We start from the raw sequence: 23,285 nt of genomic DNA, 5'->3' as shown, positions 1-23,285 counted from the left end.
ACCTTACAAAGGATTACCTAAATAAGGGAAGGTAGGAAGAAAGTTGGCATCATTAGGCCCAACATTATCGCTAGTCAGCCCCGGAATTTCGCCTGTAGTAATCCCTGTAACTGCATTACCAAAGACAACAGATGCTGTGACATCGATTACGTCATCTTTTGGTCTTCTACCACCAAAATTGTTGCCTAACTGAGTCCCAAAATAACTACCACTAGGTTTGGAAAGGTCAGCTTGGATAACATCAGGAATCGCCACTGAGATCACTGCATCAGCTATGCCTTGAGGTCTACCAATCGCATTCACAAAGGCTCGAATGAATTGGGATTGATTGCTAGCGTCTTGGGTTGGTGTCTGAATATTACTATTATTATGAGCTTGAAAGTCCATAAAAAGTTCATTCAGGGCTGGAACTGCTAACCGCTCAATCTGAGCAAAATTCTGATTTCTGAATCTAGGAGTTTCAACACTAGTTGTTATCCAAACACCAATCTTGCCATTACCAAGCTCTTGCCTGGGTAGCTCGACAATAATTGAGTGGACATTGAATGGGGCTAAGGTGTCTTGTGCTTGTCCAGGTGGTCTAAAGGAAAGAACTTGGAAGGGAGGACTGGGATTAGGCTGAAGGCTATAGTTCCGATCGGGGATGATTTTGAAGAACTGTTCCAAATCGAAAAAGAACGGGTCTTTGCGTGTGCCAACAAAGAACTTCGTGGGGTTAATGCCGTTAAAGGAGAATATTTGGTTGAGTTGCCCTGTCCTACTTACTGGAAGCAAAGTTGACCTTGTTCCTACTTGGATTGGAGAAGTTGGGCGGCTGACTGTGACAGTTTGGTTTGAACCTGTGCCATTTATTTTGAATTGAAGTACGATATCTTCAACATTGTCACCAGTGTTATCAATATTGAACTGATAAAGAACATTTGGATCGAATGGTCTCATTTCACCAGAAACAATCAGAGGGTCGAAATCCATTACAAGGACAACATTATTGGGGTCTGTGGGACTTTCAAACACAAACAAATCTGTCAGATCCGCAGCAGTAAGTTGAGTGGCAAGAAAGGTTGTGTCCTGGTGGTCTGAAGCCAAAGCTTTAGGGGTTGCATAGATTAGGACTACGAGCGAAATAGCAACAATTGCCACTAAGCTACGAAAAAAACGAGTAGCTTTAGTCCAATATAGCGATCGCTTGATCGGAAAAAATGCCATATTTTGCACTAGTTTCTCTATCCGTGCCCAGCCTTTAATTGGTATAAAAGAGGTGATACTCCGAGCATTTATTTTCATAATTGCCCTCCTTGAGGTGTTTTGTATTTTCTATTGTATGTATATATTTACGTGAAAATAGCAAGTTGATAGCAAGTTGATTCATATTTCAAAAAAGACTGCGGTTATTACCGAAGTGCCTCACAGCTTATTGGCTTCTAATAGTACAGCGCGGCGGAAATAAACAATCCATTTCAAATCACCGAAACGTTTACGCTGTCTTTCTTTTGACTTTTGGCTTCTGCTTTGCGGTACTAGTCACTTAACAGACCAAAACTTGTTCACTTTTCTAGTTTAAAGTTTTAATACTTATACAATATTTGTACTACGTAAATTTAGATATTTCAGTTATATTCTTCTACCAGTCGCTACTTAGTAAGTCCGCATAGTAATTTTCTATTACATATAAGTATGTAATTGCGAATGAGACGTACTCCTACCGACAAGCAAGCTACACCTTGGTCTCTAAGAGTTGCGATCGCAATGATTTCAGATAATTTATATTTTGTTGCATAGTTAGGTTTATTCGTGCCTATCTACTTCCAGTCTCATTTCTTGATGTTTTTCTTATATGTTTTGAAGCAGGAGCCATTGACAGAGCGCTTCAGTGTTTCTCTTTTTGTTTGACAATGCTGGCAAAGCCCTTCTCTGGAAAAATTTACAGACTTAATTTAAGAGTCGAACCATCTGCCCATAGTTTTGTATTCCCAGACAAGTAGCTAAAAAATAAATCCAAAGATAGATTGACAACACATTTGTTCGCCGGAAGTCTCCTCCCTTCATAGCAAACTGGTTATAATTATTTTCCATCTCACTCAGAAATTAAATTCTCATCTAGACAGTATTTATATGGGACATATTCGTTCTAAATCTGACCTACCGACAAAAATCTGTCCGGTATGTCAACGTCCTTTCACATGGCGTAAAAAGTGGCAAGATTGCTGGGACGATGTGAAATACTGCTCAGAACGTTGTCGTCGTCGCCGTTCTCAATCTCAAAATGAAACTAACCGCAACACAAACGCAAATAGCGCAAGGGATTAATGGAGTCACAGGTGCAACCTAAATTAATTATTCATGGCGGGGCTGGTAGTTCTCTCCACGGTAAAGAAGGATTGGAGGCGGTGCGCCGATCGCTCCATACAGTAATAGAATTCGTCTATTCTCTGCTATTGTCAGGAGCAACTGCCTCTGAGGCGGTGGTGCAGGGTTGCCAAATGCTCGAAGATAACCCCCGCTTTAATGCTGGCACTGGTTCAGTACTGCAATCTGATGGGCAAATCCGCATGAGTGCTTCGCTGATGGATGGGGCATCAGGGCGGTTTAGTGGTGTGATTAATATCTCGCGAGTGAAAAATCCGATTGAGTTGGCACAATTTTTACAAAACTCCCCAGACCGAGTGCTATCAGATTTCGGATCGGCTGAGTTGGCGCGGGAAATGCAACTTCCCAGCTATAACGCTTTAACTGATTTGCGGTTACAAGAGTGGATACGAGAGCGCCAGGATAATTTTAAAAGCACAATGGCTAACGTGGTAGCAGAACCAGAAATCTTAGAAACCAGCAATGCTGGACGCGGTACCATTGGCGTGGTAGCTTTAGATGCTTATGGTAGGCTAGCTGCTGGCACTTCTACAGGTGGTAAAGGCTTTGAGCGGATTGGCAGGGTAAGTGATTCTGCGATGCCAGCAGGAAATTATGCTACTAGTAATGCTGGTGTTAGCTGTACTGGCATTGGCGAAGATATCATCGATGAGTGTTTAGCCCCACGCATTGTAGTGCGTGTCACTGATGGTATGTCCCTGAAAGAGGCCATGCAGCGATCCTTTGGGGAAGCCCACCAGAACAAGCGGGATTTGGGAGCGATCGCTTTAGATGTTAGTGGAGCGATCGCTTGGGGGAAAACCTGCGAAATCTTACTCGCCGCCTACCACGACGGCGAAAAAATTGGCGATACTTTGGAATGGACTGACAACGAACTGATCGGCTATTGCTGAATCAGTTTTAGTGCTTCGGCTAAAGTTTCTTGCCAGTCAACCATTGCGGCTAATTCTTGGGCTTTATAACGCCCTTTCCTGCGGAACACTGCGCGAACAAAGGCTTCTAGCGCCGCTCTTTTCAGTGCCACTTGATATCCTTGTTGCAGAATATCGATTAATTCTGCTTGATTCAAGTAAAAACCACTGGATTTGCGGCACTTATTTATTTTATTGATTTCACGCACCCTAATTTCTATAAAAAACTACTATTTTTCTATTGATTTATCGTAGTATAAACTTCATTATCTAAAAAAAGCTTTTATTGAGGGTTACAAGCCGTTGAAGGATATTTATGAGCAATCAGTAGTGCATTGCAGTTCATTACGAGTAACAACGAGGAAATCCATTAACATGACTGAGAAACTTGCACAAACGCAATATCCTGTTCATGACTTCATCCGTAGTCGTTGGAGTCCCAGAGCCTTAAACTCTTTCTGAGGGACTACGAGAACAGGAACTCTCACCCCGTGTCCACAAACCTTTAAAGGAATTTGTCTTTAGGGGAGCAAATTCTAAAAAGTTTTGCGCTTCATAAAGCATTCGTCCCCAAGTTAGTACATCAGGGGGAAAACCTAGACCAAAAAAGCTAAGAGTTGATTCGGTAACGATCGCAGTACTTACTGAAAGAGTAGCAGCAACTAGTACCGGACTAATCACGTTAGGTAAAATATGAATCCAAATTAATCGACTAGGAGAAGCACCAAGGGCACGAGCTGCTGTAACAAATTCCAATTCTCGCACTGTTAAAAAACTAGCTCGGACTAATCTGGCTACAGACATCCAGTTGAGTCCGCCAATCATCAGTACTATCAACACAAATATACCTAGTTCTGGGCCAGCGATCGCTTTGATTGCGTCCCGAAACAAAAATATCACCAATAATAAAAATGGCAGCCGTGGTAAAGCTAAACACAAATCTGTCAAACCCATCAAAGCAATATCCAGCCAGCCACCATAAAAACCAGAAAGTGCGCCGATGAGTGTACCGAGAGTTATGGCTACTGACATCGAAAAAATTCCAACTGCGATCGATATTCGTCCGCCGTGCAACACTCTTGCTAATATTTTCCCGAACTTCGGCTGTGATAGAGGGATTGAGTGCAAATTCTCCCATTGAATCACCAGGTGCCAATACCAGAATAGTAAATATGACAACACTGATGGCAATTAACGTGGGAATAGCAATTAGTAGACGATTAATTAAGTATTTATTCATTAGCCATCACAAAATCTGCCTTCCTCTTGTAAACGAGAAGGTAACTGATTTAATACAGGTTTATTTTTCAGTTTAGTAGATCAGAAACTTGCAAGATAGCATCACGGATACAAAAAGGTTTATCTTTAAAAACAACGGTAAACTAGTGGGATTTAAACAAAAAACAAGTTTAAATCCAGCTACTGGTGTTATTGTGTTGAGATTTTGGCTTCACTACTAATCTAGTTAGATTAGACATCTTACAAAAATCCTGGTTTATTGTCTAAAACCACAGATCAACTGCGATTAATACCGATAAATTATTTGTGTTGATCTGTGGTTTCATTTTCAACACTTTTTCTTTGCCAAGCTGGTTTCACCACCTGACGACTACGGGCAATTACCAAAGAATTATTAGGCACATCTTCTGTAATAGTGGAACCAGCAGCCACGTAGACATCATCTCCCAAGGTGAGCGGAGCCACTAAAACGCTATTGGAACCCGTTTTTGTCCGATCGCCTATTTTGGTACGATGTTTCTTCACACCGTCATAATTGGCAGTAATTGTACCGGCACCAATATTCACTTGATTGCCGACAACGCTATCACCTATATACGACAAATGTGCTGCATTGGTGCGATCGCCCAATTGCGTATTTTTCAATTCCACAAAATTCCCCACCCGGCAACCAGTACCCACTTGTACCTGACCGCGCAAATGAGCATAGGGGCCAATTCGGCTTCCTGCCTGCACGGTGCTATCTGTTACTACTGAATACTGCACCGTGACATTTTCAGCTAAGTGACTATTTTCGATTAAACTTCCTGGTCCAATGTGACTTCCTGTTTGAATCACCGTATTTCCCCGCAGGTGAGTTTGGGGTTCAATAATTACATCTACCTGTAATTCTACTGTTTCATCAATGGTGATGCTTGTGGGATCGATGAGGGTGACACCCGCCAGCATCCATTTTTCCTTGACTCGTTTTTGCAAAATTTCAGATGCTGTTGCTAGTTGGAGGCGATCATTAATGCCGAGAATTTCTTGGTAATCTTCTACATCCACTGCCATCACTTGTCCCACTTGAGTCACAGCATCAGTGAGATAGTATTCTTTTTGGGCATTGTTTGTCTGTAGATGGGGCAGTACCTTTGCCAAATCTGGCCAGCAGAAGCAGTAAACTCCAGCGTTAATCCGGTGATTTTGTCTTTGAGCAGCAGTACAATCCTTGTGTTCAACCATTTGCTGCACAATATTTTCATCGTTACAAAAAACGCGCCCGTAGCCTGTGGGGTCGGGTAGGTGCGAGGTGAGAATAGTCGCGGCGTTTTGATTTCGGGCGTGAGTTTGTAACATCTGCTTGAGGGTTTCGCTGCGTATCAACGGTAAATCGCCGTTAAGTATCAGCAAATCCCCAGTGTAGTCTTTCAAGTGAGGAAGTAATTGCTGGATGGCATGACCTGTTCCCAGTTGTACAGTCTGTTGGACAAACTCCAAGCTCTTAATTGAATGCATGGCGGCTTGCACTTCCTCGGACTGATACCCCACAATCACGATTCGCCGTGAGGGCGAAAGTGGTTCTACACTTTCGAGAACTCTCTCAACTAGCGATCGCCCACCCAAAGAATGTAAAACCTTGGGTAAGCGTGATTTCATCCGTGTGCCCCGTCCCGCCGCTAGAATTGCTACAACTACCATAATTAGCTATCAGCTATCAGTGAAATTATGATTAATCCTGTTGGTACTTTAAAATGTAGCCTCAAATCATACCAGCAAATCATAGAAGAGTGAAATATAAAAGGAGTCAGGAGAACTACTTTTGTAAAAGACGGAGATTATAATACCAATTTGCGCTTATTACATACAGCAGCTACAAATCATGATCCCCTACTCCCTACTCCCTACTCTTTTACATGACCAGACCAAATAAACTCGGCAAACTGCTGCATTAGTTTGGGATTACGCCAACCGGAATCAGCTTCTTCTTGCATCACTGAAAGTGCTTCTGCTGAAGTAAAAGCTCTTTTGTAAGGTCGTTCGCTAGTCAAAGCATCGTAAATATCAATTAACTGAAATACTTGCGCCAGGTAGGGAATATCATCTCCCTTGAGTCCATCAGAGTAGCCTGAGCCATCCCAGCGTTCGTGGTGATGACGAATAATCGGAATTACACCCCGCATACTGCGTAGTGGCTGGCAGATTTTTTCCCCAATCAAAACGTGCTGCTGCATGATCTGCCAATCTTCGGGGGTGAGTTTGCCTTTTTTCAGCAGCACTGCATCGGGAATACCCACCTTGCCGATATCGTGGAGATAACCAGCCCACATCAAATCTCGAATTTGGTAGCGTGAGAGATTGAGGTATTCACCAAAAACTTGTCCCAGTTTTACCAAGCGTTGACAATGGTCGCCCGTATTGGGATCGCGACTTTCAATCGACATGGCAATGGAAAATAGTACTTGTTCGGCATGGTCTAAATCTTCGTTCATACGCTTCTGCCGTACCAAAGACTTTACACGCGCCGCCAGTTCCACACGATCAAAGGGTTTGGTGAGAAAATCATCTGCCCCAACTTCAATTCCCCGAATGCGCGATCGCCTGTCATTTAACGCTGTAATAAAAATCACTGGAATTAGCCTGGTCTGCTCATCCTGTTTGAGCAATTGGCACACTTCAAATCCATCCATTCCTGGCATCATCACATCCAGCAAAATCAAATCTGGTTGTTTTTGAGTTACCAATCCTACAACAATGTAACCACTGTCTGCCTCAATTACTTCGTATCCTTCCATCCCCAAAAGGGCAACAGCAGTCATCCGACTGGCGGCATGATCGTCAACTACTAAAACCTTCGGCGGATCTAAATCAAACCCACTCACTTTAGAACCTTTGGCTTGTAATGTTCTAGAGACCAATGAATCATCATCACAATTAACATCAACTTTCATCCAAGAAGACACTGCTCCGCTATCTTCAAGCATAAGGTCTTCTTGAGATAAGCCTAAAGAATAAGCCTCCAGATTATTTGGCGATCCTACGGCATGATTTGAACCGATACTCTTCACTCTGCTAATGGGGTTTGAGCCACTAACAATTTGTTCTGTAAAGCCTGTATGGTTGGGTTTCCATTGAATCACAAAGGCACTCCAGTTTTTTGCACAAGTTAACAGTGTCACATTTCAAAAACAAATTTAATATTCAACTGGATCTGAGCCAGAGGTTCCATAGAGATTATGGATTATATCAAGCTACCTATCTGAGTTTTTCGCAGTATGTATCTTTTATGTTACGAACAAGGGGTATCTTGTTGTCAAATTTTTTGTTTTGCTTGTAATTCCAGTATTATAAATTCGCACAAATCTTAAATCAGGTTTTTTACGGAGATTTTTTAACATGGTAACGCCAGAAAGCACTGTAATTACTCGCTTTATATCAAGATATCGGGTTTTGAGTTGAAAGCCTTGATGGTAACATTAAGTATATATGTTTTTAGTTACTCACTTTTAGCAACACTAAAATACTCTTAAGCAGTATGTAAAATTAGATACTATCACAAATTTAATTTATTTGGCTCGTAAAAACTCGTTGCGTGAGTATCTGGAAGAGTAGGTTCCACAAACTTGAAAAAACTCTCCTGCCTAGCTCCATAATGGCTGTGAAAGGATTCACCAAGCTTTTGAGAGACAAAGGTGAAAGAACCATCTGCTGTTAACTTGGGTGTAAAATTCTCTAAGTCTGACATCTTATAAAAAAACTGAATAATGACCAATGCCCCATGCCCTATGCCCAATCCTCAATTTGTTGTTTCACCAGTTTGGCTGTTTGAACATCTAGAAGATCCGCAAGTCGTTATTGTGGATTGTCGCTTTTCTCTAGCTGATCCACAATTAGGACAACAACAATACCAGACAAGTCATATAGAAGGGTCATATTACGTAGATTTGAATCAGGATCTTTCCAGTCCAGTGGGTAAGCATGGCGGGAGACATCCTTTACCTAACCCCAATGATATAGCTAACAAATTTGCTGCGATTGGGATAAATTACCAAAAAAGTTTAGTTGTAGCTTATGATGATTCGCGCTTTGCCTTTGCGGCTCGTCTATGGTGGCTATTGCGCTATCTCGGACATGAGCAAGTCGTGGTACTGGATGGGGGCTTTGCTGGATGGCAAAAAGCTGGATATCCTGTTACAAATGTTGTTCCTCACACCCAGATGGGTACGTTTGTAGCTCAAGTACAAACAGAAAAGGTGGTAGATATTACAGTGGTGAAAAACCGCAAAGACAGCCACGAGGTAGTATTGGTAGATTCAAGAGAAAGCGATCGCTACCGAGGAGAAAAAGAGTCAATTGATAAAATTGCTGGACATATCCCTGGTGCAGTTAACTATCCCTGGCACGAAGTTACAGACTCTTGCAGCTACGTAATTCCTCAACCAGAACAACGCCGTCGGTGGGAAAAGCTAGCAACAGCCGAAGAAATCTTAGTGTATTGCGGTTCTGGTGTTACTGCTTGTGTGAATTTACTTTCTTTAGAACTAGCTGGCATTAATAAGGGTAAACTTTATGCTGGTAGCTGGAGTGATTGGATTTCTTATTTATAATTAGGAGTTACGAGTGAGAAGTTTAAAAAGCAACTAGAAGTCGCTACTACACTACATAGTCCACCTGCGTAGATTAAGAAAAAATCAAAGGTTTTTATACTTTTGTAAGTGGGTTTTGTATGTATAGCCAAGCCAGCGCACTGGCTCCCCATGAGCAACTGGCGTGCGACTAGAAGTTGCCAGGGTTAATATGAATTGAGACTTGACAAACATCCTCTTAGACTGAAGAAAAAATCTAAACTCCTAATTTCTACCTCCTGTACAGACGCGATTAATCGCGTCTCTGATCAAAATCGACCTAATTGCAAATTGTAATTAATACTGAAGAACCAGCCATCAAAATCAATATTTTCGGCGGTTGAACTACCTAAACTAACTCCAGCTTCTACATTCATATTAGTGGTATTAGATATTCGATAATTTAAGTGCCCGAATAGCCGATGAAATTGGTCTTCTCGATCGCGCTGTGTAAAGTCCGAGAAGCTCGCTTGGTAGTCAATACCAACCTGGAGAGGCTTTTGCAAGTAGTAGTTCAGAGAAATCCAAAAAGAATTGATTATCCGATCACGACTTAGGGGATCAGCAAAATTTACACTCAACTCGTAGAAGCTATCTAGCGTTAATTTTGGAGTTAAGGGATCTCGCCGTCCCAAAGACAGTAGCAGGGAATTCTCATTTAAAAAGCGATCGCCTGCTTTGAAGCTATCAAGGCTATGGCTGTTATTGGCATAAAATAACTGTTGATTGCTGTAACTGACTTCTCCGTACATTCGCCGTGAGAACTGCTGGTAAATACTGAGATTAAATCTCACCTGGTTGTAATTGTATTCTGACTGATTGATATAACGAATAAGATTGCCATCAATTGAGCCGTTTAAATAAGTCTTAGATCCTAAAGAGAAATATGCAGAGGCTAGCGTCAGTCCAGAAATAATTAAACCATCTTCTATGGGACTATCATTTGAGGAAAAAATATTGCTTGTCTGGAAATAATCTACACGGCCTTGTAGATAGCCTATGGGTTTAAACTTAGGTACGGATTGTTGTGTCCGTGGGAGTGGCTGTTGTTCTAGAGGTCGTAATCGCACCCACAACCCCAATTCGCGATCGCTCTCAGACTCAGGTGGCTGTTTTGGCGATCGCAGCAGCTGTATTAGCCTTTGTAGCCTTTGGGACTGATTTATTTGAGGTGCATTCAACAGTTGCTCTTTTGAGTCTAGAGGAGATGTAGGTAAAACACTTGGCTGTGATTCTAACTGGGGCGGGTCATTTTGCTTTTGAGTATCTCCAGGTTGTTCGGTTGCAGCTGGGGTTTGAGTAGTAGCTGGTGTTTGCTGTTGTGCCAGATTTAACGGCATCTGGGAGTCTAAACTTTGCGACTGACTGGACTGTTTGCACAAAAAGTTAATTACCTCTTGCTCTAACTTCTGACATAGCTGATAAGTTACCTGTGTGTTTGCTAAATTTTTAGAACGCCAAATATCTGTATTTGCAGATTCTGCCGCATCTACTCTAATGCAACACCAGCTTCCACCACTGGAAGCTAACAAAATACAAAAAAACAAATTCTTCCAGTTATTGAGTCGCATCTGGTTAGATCGCGTTGATCGCGTTTGGCGAATGTAGACCTATAAGCTGTATCGGAAGTTCCGACTCAGAAGATACAGCTATTAAGCGCATCTCTTTTCGTTTCGTAGGTATATACTGAAACTACAAACTGAAATTGCTGCTTTTCGGATTTTCTCCTAGATTTTTTTGCAAAACTGAGATGCTCTAATCCAATTTCTGCTCAACTTTAGTGAAATATAGTCAGTGAGTCATTTCACAACATATCCCTAACAACTCCTTTTCCCACATAACTGATGATCCTGTGGCTAATCTGATTAGAAAGGATTATCTGTAAAGTACTCCTGATTTAATTATTGATATCAAATAATAACTTTGAAATCTGCTACAGATTTTATTGCATAAAATGTCATGTTCAAAAAAAAACTTAAATAAACTCAATACATAATTTATTTGCTATCGATTTGATGTATGTATTAAATGTAGGCTAAAATGCAAATGAATTTAACTAGGAAAACTTAGAACAATTAGCAGAAGCTTAGAAGATGTTTTAAAAGTATTTTTGGTAACATCAACCTCTCCCAACCCTTATCTCCTAGCCCTCATTTCCTCATCAGTAAGGGGGGCTTAAAAGTTCTCTCCTTATGAGGGAGAAGAATGGAAGTGGCGTTTGTAGTATGCTTTGTAACTTTTTAAACATCTTCTTAAACCTTTAACTTTTTTGTTATTAGTTGAAGTTCATAAATTATAAAATTATGATTCATAAATTGTTTCCATTGTTAGTGATTGGTTTATGGGGAGTTATAGTACTGCCTTTGCAAAATCGGGTAAGTGCCATAACTCCTCTAACGCGAGCGGAGATTCAGAACCTCCGCAACTTGGTACTACTGATACCCAAAGATCAACTGAAGAAGCGTCCTGCACGCAAATTAGATGCAATGACTCCTGGTGATGGGTTGTCAACTGGTCGAGCTTCCCTAGCAGACTTGCGCTTTAACGACGGTTCTTTGGCACGAGTTGGCGAACAGGCTATATTTCAATTTTTACCAAAGACTCGCAGCTTTAGACTGTCAAACGGGACTGCGTTGCTGCTTATCCCACCTGGTAGGGGGCAAACACGTATACAAACGCCAAGTGCAGCAGCAGCAATTCGTGGTTCAGCATTATTTGTACGCTACGACAAACAAACAGATACCACGATTGTGGGTGCGCTGACAAATAGCGGCATTGAAGTTTCTAATCAGGAAGCTTCTCAAACTCAAGTGCTGCAAGCAGGACAGATGATGGTTATAGTTAAAGGCGAATTTCAGGGCTTATACGATTTTGATCTCAGAAATTTTTATCAAACGAGCGATCTGGTTCGGGGGCTTAATTTGACTAGGCAAAATCCTACGCCTACGGCCGATCAGGCGATCGCTAGCGTTCAAGCTGAAACTGCTGCGGCTTTAAAAGCACAGTCACCCATTACAGGTGAGGGAGTAGTTGAAAACCCATCTTTTATAGAGCTAACTACTAGTCCTTCAACTTCTTCCACCAACGATTCCCCAATAAAGTCCATTGGAGATGATTCCCCATCTAATTCCTTTGAGGACATAAGACAAGTTCTGTCAAATACTGAGCAATATATTGAAAAAAAGAATCCTATCAGGACAGTAAATCCGCCAGTAAATCTACCAGTAAATCCGCCAGTAAGTCTACCAGTAAATCCGCCAGTAAATCTACCAGTAAATCCGCCAGTAAGTCTACCAGTAAATCCGCCAGTCGAGCCTCCAGTCCAACCTCCAGTGAATCCGCCAGTAGAGCCTCCAGTCCAACCTCCAGTGAATCCGCCAGTCGAGCCTCCAGTAAATCCGCCAGTCCAACCTCCAGTGAATCCGCCAGTCGAGCCTCCAGTAAATCCGCCAGTCCAACCTCCAGTGAATCCTCCGGTCCAACCTCCAGTGAATCCTCCGGTCCAACCTCCAGTGAATCCTCCAGTCCAACCTCCAGTGAATCCTCCAGTCCAACCTCCAGTAAATCCGCCAGTAAAACCTCCAGAAACTACTTGAAACTACACGCGTAGCGGCTTGGCGTAGGCTACCGCTCCAAGCGTAGAAGACACAAGGAGAAAAAGAAATGTTTAAGATTTTAGTATTGATTTATACTTAAAACTGCTGAAAGAACTATAACAACTGTTAACTACTACCTCTACAGCAACCAAAGCAAAAAGTGATATTCCCTACGACTAGAGAGCATCTGCTAACGCTAGATTAAATCAAGGACAGGACTTACACAGGGTTCACGGGATATCCTTATATAGATATATTTCAATCAGATTCTGTGTGTAAGTTCCCAGGAACTAACTTGTTGCTAAAGAGAACATAAATTTATGACTTTTGATTACGACCTATTTGTAATTGGTGCGGGTTCTGGAGGTTTGGCGGCTTCCAAACGGGCGGCTAGCTACGGGGCAAAAGTGGCGATCGCTGAAGATGATTTAGTTGGTGGGACTTGTGTAATTCGTGGTTGCGTTCCCAAAAAACTCATGGTCTATGGTTCTCACTTCCCCGCACTATTCAGCGACGCCGCAGGCTATGGCTGGAAAGTCGGTAATGCTGAGTTGGACTGGGAACATTTCATTACATCTATAGATAAGGAAGTTCGACGACTGTCGCAACTACATATAAACTTTTTAGAAAAAGCGGGAGTGGAACTAATTCCTAGTCGCGCCACGTTGGTAGACCCCCACACTGTAGAAGTTGATGGACGCAAAGTTACAGCCGACAAAATTTTAATTGCTGTTGGTGGGCGTCCTGTCAAGCCAGATTTAGCAGGGATGGAATACGGCATTACCTCTAACGAAATCTTTCATCTCAAAGAACAACCGAAACACATCGTTATTATTGGTGCTGGTTATATCGGCACGGAATTTGCCTGTATTATGCGAGGTTTGGGTTCTGAGGTGACACAAATTACCAGAGGTGAAAAGATTTTGAACGGGTTTGATGAGGATGTCCGCATAGAAATCGAAGAGGGGATGACAAACCACGGAATTCGACTGATTAAGAATAATGTGATAAAAACAATTGAAGGTGTGCCAGAAGGGTTAAAACTGACTTTATCAGGGGATGATCAACAACCACTAATTGCCGATGTCTTTTTAGTAGCGACCGGTCGGACTCCTAATGTAGATGGACTAGGTTTAAAAAACGCTGGGGTTGATGTTGTCGCTAGTTCTATCGAAGGGCCTGGATACCCAACCACAAGTGCGATCGCAGTCAATGAATATAGTCAAACTAGTCAAGCGAATATATTTGCCGTTGGCGATGTCACCGACCGAATTAATTTAACTCCAGTGGCCATTGGCGAAGGTCGCGCCTTTGCAGATAGCGAATTTGGGAATAACCGCCGCCAATTAAGTCACCAAACTGTACCCACAGCAATATTTTCTAACCCAGAAGCCGCTACAGTCGGCTGGACAGAAGCCGAAGCACGGGAAAAACTCGGTGATGCTGTAACAATTTATCGCACTCGCTTCCGCCCTATGTACCATAGTTTAACTGGTAAACAAGAGAAGATAATGATGAAGTTGGTGGTTGATAGCAACACTGACAAAGTGCTAGGCGCTCACATGGTGGGTGAAAATGCCGCTGAAATCATTCAAGGTGTGGCGATCGCTGTGAAGATGGGCGCAACTAAAAAAGACTTTGACGCCACTGTTGGTATCCATCCCTCCGCAGCGGAAGAATTTGTCACAATGCGTTAATAAAAGTTAGGAGTTATGAGTTATGAGTTGAAGCAAGAAACTCATAACTTAAAACTAGGACTTACGCATACTCTACGAATTCTCGGCGCTCTTGGCGTCTTGGCGGTTCGATAAATTAAGCTTTTTGGCAATTTTTGCGTAAGTCCTAACTTAAAATTCCTAACTTCTTCTCACTTATAATTATCTACAGTCTTGCAATACATATATCTTCACGGCTTTGCTTCGAGTCCTAATTCTGCCAAAGCGCGGGATATCGGCGATCGCTTTACCCAAATTCACACGAAGCTAAAAATTCCTGATTTGAATGCTAGCAATTTTTCGCAGTTGACAATCACTCGTCAGATCACTCAAGTTGCCGCAGAATTCAGCAATGATTCTACGCCAGTAACGCTGATTGGCTCAAGTTTAGGTGGTTTTACCGCTGCCCACTTGGGACAGCAATATTTACAAGTAGAACGTCTTGTGTTGCTAGCACCAGCTTTGGGATTTTTATCTCATTGGTTGCCCAAGCTAGGTGATGAAGAAGTACAGCGTTGGCAGCAAGAAAAATATATGATGGTCTACCACTATAAGGAGGAGCGAAAGCTTCCCTTAAATTACAATTTTGTTACAGATGCTGCCCAATACCAAGAGGAGCTTTTACAACGTCCTATCCCCACCCTAATTTTGCATGGAAAAAAGGATGAAGTCATCCCCATCGAAGCTAGTCGTGACTTTGTGCGCTTGCGTCCTTGGGTGGAGTTAGTCGAACTCGCCAGTGACCATGCCTTGGCTAATGTTATGGAAGAAATTTGGCAGGCAATTCGCCTCTTTTGCCAGTTACCTTGAAGTTGTAAAATATTAAACTCAGACCTAACCGAATATTTTTCAGTAAGTACAACTTAACTCGTAGATCGAAGGAGGCTTTAGAGGATGTTTGAAAAGTCATGATTGATATATCAAATATTTTTTACCCCACCCTAACCCTCCCCGAAGATTGGGGAGGGAACTAGATTTCCGGTCTCCCCCCAATACATCGGGGAGCCACTGCGTTGCGGAGGTTCCCTCCGTTGTAGCAAGTGGCGTGGGATTAAGGGGGGTGATTTTAATCACAGCTAACCACTTTTCAAACAACCTCTTATTCACTCACTATCAAGGATAGTTAGGGGAAAATAAGTCTTTTGTGAACAGTATTGATTTAAAATCCAAAATCTAAAATCTAAAATTGATATGCTTCCCTTCATCCGGTCAGATTTAGCCAAATTTACTGCGTATAAACCCCACCCAAGCAGCGATACAGCCGATTCTGTTCCCATACAGTTTGATCGACTTGATACAAATGAAAGCCCCGATGATTTACCACCGGAGTTAAAAGAGAAGCTGGCCTGGACGTATCAGCAAGTAATTGAAACAAATCGTTATCCTGATGGTGGACATGAAACACTTAAGGATGCGATCGCCGAATACGTCAATGAATCTGCCGGTCTGTCGCTATCCAATACTGCTGCCAATATTTCTGTGGGCAATGGTTCAGATGAACTAATCCGCTCTTTATTAATCGCCACCTGTCTAGGAGGAGAAGGTTCAATTCTAGTTGCCAATCCCACTTTCTCTATGTACGGAATTTTGGCACAAACTTTGGGCATTCCTGTAGTGGCTGTGGGTAGAAATGAAACAAATTTTGAAATCGACATAAGCGCTGCCCAGTCTGCGATCGAACAAACTCAAAATCCCCCTATTCGCATAGTTTTTGTAGTGCATCCCAATTCGCCGACTGCCAATAGTTTAACTACGGCAGAGTTGACATGGTTAAAAAGTCTGAGCGAGCATATTTTGGTAGTAATTGATGAAGCTTACTTTGAATTCAGCCAAACTACCCTAGTGGGTGAATTAGCACAGCATCCTAATTGGGTAATATTACGCACTTTTTCTAAAGCCTTCCGATTGGCTGCTCTCCGTGTTGGCTATTGTGTCGCTCATCCGGAAGCGATCGCCATTTTAGAAAAAGTTCGCTTACCTTACAATCTCCCCAGCTTTTCCATAGCAGCAGCATTAGTTGCTTTACAAAACCGCACACTCTTGCTTTCGTCAATTCCCCAAACCCTGAGTGAACGAGCCAAACTCATCGAAGTTTTATCTCAGCAACCAGAACTACAAATTACCGCAAGTGCTGCTAACTTTATTTACCTACGTCTTAAACCAAATGCCTTTAATTCACAAGATACTGCATTAAAAACTTTCCACCAGAAACTTAGAACACTTGGCACCCTTGTGCGACACATTAGCGGAGGATTGCGAATTACTGTAGGAACGATAGAGGAAAATGCGCGCACTGTTAATCGAGTCCAAGCTGCTTTGGCAAATTTGGAATTTTAGCAATTTACTCAGTAATTAAATCGGCTGTCCACCTCACTGCCCAAACGGCGTACTATTCCCACTGTTTGTGGCAGCACACCTACTAAAAGAGCAAAAGCAACATCCGGCAGAAGAGCCACTATTTCTGGTGGGAAGTATTGTTCAAATTGATCGAGAATTTTCTGAACTCGCTGCCCAGGCACTGGGTTTTCTGTAATTTGTTTGATCAATCGAATCCACTGTCGCCTAATCAAGTAAGCCTTCTGGCGCTCTTCATTAGATTCGGGAGTTAATAAAGACAGATTACCTATGGGCAGTGCCCTTTGGCAATCACAATCGTAATCCCCACCTACAGCAGCCCCAGGTCCAGCAAACTCTGCATGGTATCGTTTGAAGAGGATTAATCCATTTCGTCTACGACTATTGACAATGAAAACTTCTCCACTGTGTAAACGTGTAAGGATATCCGAGCCTTGCGATCGCTCAGTTCCATCTGGCATGACAACAGAGTCAAGGAAACTAGTTTCAGGGTAATAAGTTGATACCATAGAGGTCTGATAGCGTCGATGCTGTTCGCTATCCATGTTTTTTAAACTTTCAACGAATTTGGTAGTACTATGCACTTCAAAAGGGAACTAGCTGTTATGTCAAATCAGGTTTTTGAATTCTTTTATTATCAAGAATCTTTCGGTCAACTTAACTAAAATACTAATAAATAGGCGTTGTTTAGTAATTGAGTGATTATATTTTATGAGATATAACTATATTTGTCTGTAAACTCTACGAGTGTTTTGTTAAAGTTTTTATAAAGATGAATATCTTAATTACAAAGTTATTATGAGGTATTGCTAATTTCCTAAAGATAATTTTACCGCTATTTCCATTATAATTTATTTATCTATATTATATAAAATAGTCAAAAATGTTTTTTTATTTTTTGTTTAACGACAAATCAAAAAGGGCAAATTTTAACATTTAATCATTTAATTGGACTTTTCCAAAGTTATACTTTTATTAAAATGACGAATGGGAATATCCGTAAAAAGTCTAAATAAAATATCCTGAAAAAATTATTCAAAGCTATGCACATCTAGCTATTTAGCTAATATGGCTAAGTCTTGAATTAGGTTATTTTGTACTTTTAGCGTCGATATTGGTGATAGATTTTATCCAAAGTAATTACAACATAAAAATTTATAGCAAAACAAAATTCAAATAGTGGAATCATCACTCAGATGCTTGTGCAATAACATCTGGCTCGAACGTCTTAGGAAAAATGTATTCCAATTCGATTCTACTTTATGCACCCGATATCCCAGCTTGAAATAAAGTTGCCTTGCTTGATGGTTATTTTCCAAAACGTGGAGATATAAATCTTGAAATCCCCACTCGCGAGAGACTTTTTCACAGCTAGTCAGTAAGCCTGAAGCTACACCATGTCTACGGAATTTTGGGTGAACCGCTAAATTAGATAAGTAAGGAAAACCCATGCCAACCTGGCTCCACGAATCACTGTAACGTACACCTAGTTCCACACTTCCCACTAAGTTATTAGCCGCACCAGTAGTAGCTTCAAAGGCGACTAAACAAATATGACGCGGCAAAGGTGATGCCATGCGATGCCTTAAGTCTTCATAAATACCCAGACGTAGCAATGGAAAAGCCCATCCCCACATACCCTGTTGGGAGTGAAAGCTTTCAGCAATAATTTGGGCAACACCGATCAAATCAGCAGGTGTCGCTGTACGAATTTGAAATTGGCAGCAAGCTGGATCGATTGGCTGTTGCTGGTATGGATGAAAAAACCGATATTTCAAGGCTAGTTTAGGATTGATTTTATTCAACGAAAATTTTCTCAAATATCCTCAAACACCATTTAAACTGAATAAAAACTTTATATCTGCCCAGGAGATTCAACTGACCTAAGATTGCTAATTCGCTTTTGCTTGTGGAGCCGACAAAGTTTTACACTTTAGTTTAAGGCTTTATAGCCTGTATTTTTGAAAGAGTCTTAGAAGTTACAGCTTCATAAATCTACAATCTTAAGTTCAGTCAGTTCAAGTGCATCCCTTGCTTTAGGTAGGGAGGATATCAGCCTGTTTACCACAAAAACATCTGTAAAGTGGTACAGGTTGAGGTGAATGGGCAGAGAAATAGCATAACCTGTCGGTAGGCAGCATCTACAAAATTGTTAGGTAAGTACACCAACGGCAAACTCTGGTTTAAAACCACCCTTGGTTGCAGTACTGAACTCGTTTTTACAATTGCCGCTACACTAACACGACTTTGCTACTGGGTCATAAAAACAGGCTGTACAGCTATTGGGGTAAGAATCTGCAAGGTTCCCTAATTCCTAATATCCAACTTTTCAACCACTATCACTTGTCTTAATGATAGTTCTGATTGCTAAATTGGAAAGAGATATTTGTCTAATAGTATACTTTAGCTTTAAATCTTATTGTTTTAATTTTGCTGATTGTACCATGACTACCATAAATAAAATTTACCTGCAAGTGTTAGTACAACTCCTGGGAAGGGAAAACTTAATATGCAGCTTCATCTGGATTTTTCAGCTAGCTATGAGTGCTGTATGTAGTATCAGAGATTGCTCACAGGAGGAAAAGGAAGATTTGGCAAGCAAGCATCGACTCTGTAACCCTAAAACTGACTATGAAAGCAATTACATTGCACCAAAGCAAACGGTAATCGGCATAAGCCATTGAGACAAATTACTGTGAGTAAACGCTCCTACACTCAGCAGTCATGTAGCCAAAGAGCCTTATTGGTCGAAATGCTCTGCTCTTACCTGACTCAGAAAAATCCTTACCTGATCAGATTATCCTTTATCCGACTGCCGTTGCAGCAGGAAAGCGGTGCATGAAATCCCAAGCAAACAGTAAGCCTAAAATTTTGGTTGTCGATGATGAACCAGACAACCTTGACTTGCTTTACCGCACTTTCTATCGCGACTATAAGGTGCTCAGGGCAGCCTCTGGTCCTGCGGCACTCGATCTGCTGGCTCAAGAGGGAGAAGTCGCAGTGATCATCTCCGATCAGCGGATGCCGATGATGAGCGGTACAGAATTTTTGAGCCTAACAGCAACTCAATATCCAGATATTATCCGGATTATTTTAACTGGCTACACCGATGTCGAAGACCTGGTGGAAGCAATCAACGCTGGTAAAGTATTTAAATATGTCACTAAACCGTGGGAAGCCGAGGAACTCAAAGCAGTAGTACGCCAAGCTTTGGATACCCACAATGTCCTCAAAGCCCGCACCCGCGAACTTACCCGCACACTCCGGCAAGAATCGCTGCTAAATACCGTCACAAATACGATTCGCAGTGCTTTAGACTATCGCCAAATTTTACAGGCAATTGTAGATACAGTGGGCCATATGTTGGAGGTGGATGTCTGCCTGTTGCGTCCCTTCCAAGATGAGCAGTTGGCGGATAAAGGATTCATTTATCAGAAAGCTCTGGAAGAAAAAGAACACGGGGACACGGGGATATGGGGACACGGAAATCAGCAAATCAATTTTCCTCTTGTTCCCCCATCTTCCTCTCCTCCTATTCCTCCCTCCTCCCTGCTGGCTCAAACGGTGTGGGAAACCCGCGAAGTCCAGGTAATTCACGATGTGATCGATGATGAGCGCATTCACGGTAAAACTCCCGAACTGCGCCAACGTGAGGCAGCTTTTGCGGCTGCTAACATTTGTTCTAGTTTAGTTGTGCCATTGATCTGCCAACAAGAACTGATGGCAGTGCTGGCACTGCACCAGTGTTCTCTACCTCGCTTTTGGGGGGATGATGAGGTGCAGCTAGTGTTGATGGTAGCGGATCAGGCAGCTTTAGCTTTGTCTCAAGCTTATGCTTACGAACAAGTACGTGCTCTTGCCAAGCGAGAAGCCCTAATTAATACGATTACTAGCGCGATTCGCTCTAGCTTAGACCCCCAAGATATTTTTGCGGCTATTACTCAGCAATTGGGGCAAGCCTTACAAGTCGATGGCTGTGTCTTGTCTTTGTGGACAGAGGAAGATGAATTTGTCCAGTGTGTGGGCTTGTATGACAGTTTTCAACAGCCGGAAAATTTGCGTAGGCACAGATCGCCGCAGGCATTGCTAGCCCCAGAGAAAAATTTAAATAATAATAACCTATTAACTCAGAGATTACCCTACTCTCATGCATCTATACAGGAGAATCCAATCCTCCAACAAATGCTACAGACACATGAACCAGTGGTAATTGGTAATGTGGGTCATTCTCCCTCACAAGTGAACGGTTTTGATTTGCCTTTAAAAATGCCAGCGCGATCGCTAATGTTTGTGCCATTATTGGCTGATGGGAAATGTATCGGTAGTATTACTTTACATGAAAGTAAAAAAGTCCGCCGATGGCTCTCATCTGATATCGATTTGGCTAAAGCAGTAGCAGCCCAAGCAGCGATCGCTGTGCAGCAGTCACACTTATATCAAAAAACTCGCCAACAAGCTGAACGCTTACTGGAATTAGACAAACAAAAAACCGAATTTTTCCAAAATATCTCCCACGAGTTTCGCACTCCCATTACCTTGATTCAAGGGCCTTTAGAGTCGGCGGTGGCGGCTGGTGAAGGATTATCTCACTCCCAAAGTGCGATCGCCCTGCGTAACTCCCGTCGCCTGCTGCGACTGGTAAATCAATTGCTAGATTTACAACGCCTGGATGCGGGGAGAATGCAGCCTAGTTTCCGCCCTTGCGATCTAGTCGAATTTGTCAGTCAAATTGTTGAATCTTTTCGTCCCTACTGTGAGAAAAAGGGACTGCATCTAGTCACTCAGTTAGATGAATGTTCTACGGTGTACTTAGATATGGAAAAATTTGACAAGGTGGTTTACAACCTCCTGTCAAATGCCATGAAGTTTACTCCTGAAGGTGGCACGATCAGCATTAGACTAAAATCTGAAAATGACCGTTGCATACTGCAAGTACAAGACACTGGTATTGGCATTGTTAAAGAACAAATTCCTCACCTATTTGAGCGCTTCCGTCAAGCTGAAGGTTCAGCAAATCGATCCTATGAAGGCAGTGGTTTGGGTTTAGCTTTAGTTAAAGAATTGGTAGAATTACATGGTGGTGAAGTCACTGTGGAATCAGTTTATGGCGAAGGCACTACCTTTAGTTTATGGCTTATTACTGGAAACGCTCATTTACCCGCACTGCAAGTATTAGAAACGCCTACCGAACTGAACACGAGCCGCGCTAGCGTAGAATTGGCTGATTTAGAACTGGTAGACTCAACAACAGACAATATTGAAGATATTACAAGAAACTTCTCGCCTAGTATTGATACTCAAGACTCAGCACTTAAGACTCAGCAACGTCAGATCGCTCAACAGGAGGAACCCCTACACACGGCTGGCTCCTCAATTCTAGTTGTAGATGATAACCCGGATTTGCGAACCTATGTATCTGAAATTTTCCGCCGCAATGGCTATCATGTACAGACAGCTCGTAATGGTTATGAAGGGTATGGGATAGCTAGGGAAATTATACCCAGCTTGATTGTGACTGACTTAATGATGCCCTTGGTGAGCGGACTTGAGATGATTCAGATGATCCGCAATGAGGAGAAGCTCAAAGGAACACCAATCATTCTGCTGACAGCGAAAGTTGACGAGGAAACCCGCATCGAAGGTACAGAACATGGGGCGGATGCTTATTTAGCAAAACCATTCAATGATCGGGAACTTTTGGCGGAAGTTCGGAATCTTTTAGCATTGAAAGAAAATGAACGACGAATCGTGGAGTTAAATACTTATCTAACAGAATCGGTGCTAAAGCGCTTTTTGCCGGCTGTATTGGTGCAAAAAGCCGCAACTGGAGATTTAACGTTAGATTTGCGCCCAGAACCACGCTTAATTACAGTTTTGTTTAGTGACATTGTGGGTTTTACACAGCTAGCAAATACCCTCAGATCCCGGCGAGTAGCAGAGTTGCTAAATGAATATTTAGAAGCCATGACTAAGGTTGTGTTTGGCAATGGCGGTACTGTAGATAAATTTATGGGAGATGCTATCTTAGCTTTATATGGAGCGCCGGAAGAACTAACTCCTAATGAACAGGTGCGTCGTGCTATCAATACAGCAAGAGCAATGCACCGCTCACTGGCTGACTTGAACCAGCGCTGGCGAGACCAAGGTGTATTCGATGGCGATAAACTTACTAGCGTCCAGTTCCGGTGCGGTATCCACCAAGGTACAGCTGTTGTGGGAATGTTTGGTAGTGCTGAACGTGCTGATTATACTGCCATTGGTCCAAGTGTGAATATTGCTGCCAGGTTACAAGCTGCTGCCCTTCCCGGTACGATCCTGGTTTCTGCTGCCGTGGCAGATTATTTGCAGGAAGAAGAAATTACTAAAGGCAGTCCGCTACAACTTAAAGGAGTAGATGAGACAGTTTTGACTTTCGCTGTTACACCAGAGATAATGGTTAATCGCTAAAATTTAGACTGGTATTTTAAAGCATTACCAATGAGTAAGAGTGCCTAATCA

The 23,285-nt window shown here is 42.2% G+C and carries 16 protein-coding genes; 8 read left to right on the top strand and 8 right to left on the bottom strand.

From position 1 onward, the window contains the following. Window positions 1-3: 3 nt before the first annotated feature. The gene (locus tag V7K35_RS20585) at window positions 4-1,284 is read right to left on the bottom strand and encodes a DUF4331 domain-containing protein (protein WP_335081100.1); all 1,281 of its coding nucleotides are present in this window, start codon (window positions 1,282-1,284) and stop codon (window positions 4-6) included. Window positions 1,285-2,112: 828 nt separating this feature from the next. Here V7K35_RS20585 and V7K35_RS20580 point away from each other — a divergent pair. Beyond that, complete coding sequence (locus V7K35_RS20580; protein WP_335081098.1) at window positions 2,113-2,307, top strand: DUF2256 domain-containing protein; 195 nt, start codon at window positions 2,113-2,115, stop codon at window positions 2,305-2,307. Further along, a complete protein-coding gene (locus V7K35_RS20575) occupies window positions 2,307-3,260 on the top strand; it encodes an isoaspartyl peptidase/L-asparaginase (protein WP_335081096.1) in 954 nt (317 codons plus the stop codon). The genes V7K35_RS20580 and V7K35_RS20575 overlap by 1 nt, the downstream gene beginning before the upstream one ends. Here the strand turns inward: V7K35_RS20575 and V7K35_RS20570 are convergent. From V7K35_RS20570 to V7K35_RS20555, 4 genes are all read right to left on the bottom strand, one after another. Then, on the bottom strand, window positions 3,251-3,487 hold the full coding sequence (locus V7K35_RS20570; RefSeq protein WP_335081095.1) for a hypothetical protein: 237 nt from the start codon (window positions 3,485-3,487) through the stop codon (window positions 3,251-3,253). The genes V7K35_RS20575 and V7K35_RS20570 overlap by 10 nt on opposite strands. A gap of 238 nt (window positions 3,488-3,725) precedes the next feature. Next, on the bottom strand, window positions 3,726-4,310 hold the full coding sequence (locus V7K35_RS20565; protein ID WP_335081093.1) for an ABC transporter permease: 585 nt from the start codon (window positions 4,308-4,310) through the stop codon (window positions 3,726-3,728). A gap of 507 nt (window positions 4,311-4,817) precedes the next feature. Continuing rightward, a complete protein-coding gene (glmU, locus tag V7K35_RS20560) occupies window positions 4,818-6,197 on the bottom strand; it encodes a bifunctional UDP-N-acetylglucosamine diphosphorylase/glucosamine-1-phosphate N-acetyltransferase GlmU (protein ID WP_335081090.1) in 1,380 nt (459 codons plus the stop codon). A 203-nt stretch (window positions 6,198-6,400) separates the two neighbouring features. Next, on the bottom strand, window positions 6,401-7,636 hold the full coding sequence (locus V7K35_RS20555; RefSeq protein WP_335081088.1) for a response regulator: 1,236 nt from the start codon (window positions 7,634-7,636) through the stop codon (window positions 6,401-6,403). A gap of 645 nt (window positions 7,637-8,281) precedes the next feature. On the opposite strand from V7K35_RS20555, the gene V7K35_RS20550 reads away from it, so the two are divergent. Beyond that, window positions 8,282-9,103 (top strand): sulfurtransferase, encoded by an 822-nt coding sequence (locus V7K35_RS20550; protein WP_335081202.1) that lies wholly within the window; start codon window positions 8,282-8,284, stop codon window positions 9,101-9,103. A gap of 287 nt (window positions 9,104-9,390) precedes the next feature. On the opposite strand, the gene V7K35_RS20545 is transcribed toward V7K35_RS20550, so the two are convergent. Further along, a complete protein-coding gene (locus V7K35_RS20545; protein WP_335081086.1) occupies window positions 9,391-10,692 on the bottom strand; it encodes a hypothetical protein in 1,302 nt (433 codons plus the stop codon). 732 nt (window positions 10,693-11,424) lie between these two features. On the opposite strand from V7K35_RS20545, the gene V7K35_RS20540 reads away from it, so the two are divergent. The 4 genes from V7K35_RS20540 (at window position 11,425) to V7K35_RS20525 (ending at window position 16,769) form a co-directional block, all read left to right on the top strand. Beyond that, complete coding sequence (locus V7K35_RS20540; protein WP_335081083.1) at window positions 11,425-12,717, top strand: FecR family protein; 1,293 nt, start codon at window positions 11,425-11,427, stop codon at window positions 12,715-12,717. 320 nt (window positions 12,718-13,037) lie between these two features. After that, on the top strand, window positions 13,038-14,414 hold the full coding sequence (gene gor / locus V7K35_RS20535) for a glutathione-disulfide reductase (RefSeq protein ID WP_335081081.1): 1,377 nt from the start codon (window positions 13,038-13,040) through the stop codon (window positions 14,412-14,414). 192 nt (window positions 14,415-14,606) lie between these two features. After that, window positions 14,607-15,242 carry a YqiA/YcfP family alpha/beta fold hydrolase gene (locus tag V7K35_RS20530; RefSeq protein ID WP_335081079.1) on the top strand — a complete coding sequence of 212 codons (636 nt, stop codon included), beginning with the start codon at window positions 14,607-14,609 and terminating at the stop codon, window positions 15,240-15,242. 381 nt (window positions 15,243-15,623) lie between these two features. Continuing rightward, window positions 15,624-16,769, top strand: a complete 1,146-nt coding sequence (locus V7K35_RS20525; protein WP_335081077.1) for a histidinol-phosphate transaminase — start codon at window positions 15,624-15,626, stop codon at window positions 16,767-16,769. Between the two features lie 8 nt (window positions 16,770-16,777). On the opposite strand, the gene V7K35_RS20520 is transcribed toward V7K35_RS20525, so the two are convergent. Beyond that, a complete protein-coding gene (locus V7K35_RS20520; protein WP_335081075.1) occupies window positions 16,778-17,332 on the bottom strand; it encodes a hypothetical protein in 555 nt (184 codons plus the stop codon). Between the two features lie 627 nt (window positions 17,333-17,959). Further along, window positions 17,960-18,592: a GNAT family N-acetyltransferase gene (locus V7K35_RS20515; RefSeq protein WP_442935879.1), complete on the bottom strand. Its 633-nt coding sequence runs from the start codon at window positions 18,590-18,592 to the stop codon at window positions 17,960-17,962. A 1,033-nt stretch (window positions 18,593-19,625) separates the two neighbouring features. On the opposite strand from V7K35_RS20515, the gene V7K35_RS20510 reads away from it, so the two are divergent. Further along, window positions 19,626-23,234: a response regulator gene (locus V7K35_RS20510; protein WP_335081073.1), complete on the top strand. Its 3,609-nt coding sequence runs from the start codon at window positions 19,626-19,628 to the stop codon at window positions 23,232-23,234. Window positions 23,235-23,285 lie beyond the last annotated feature (51 nt).

The sequence above is a fragment of the Nostoc sp. genome, from assembly GCF_036917275.1.
GTDB lineage: Bacteria > Cyanobacteriota > Cyanobacteriia > Cyanobacteriales > Nostocaceae > Nostoc.
This window is presented reverse-complemented; position numbering and strand designations above follow the sequence as displayed.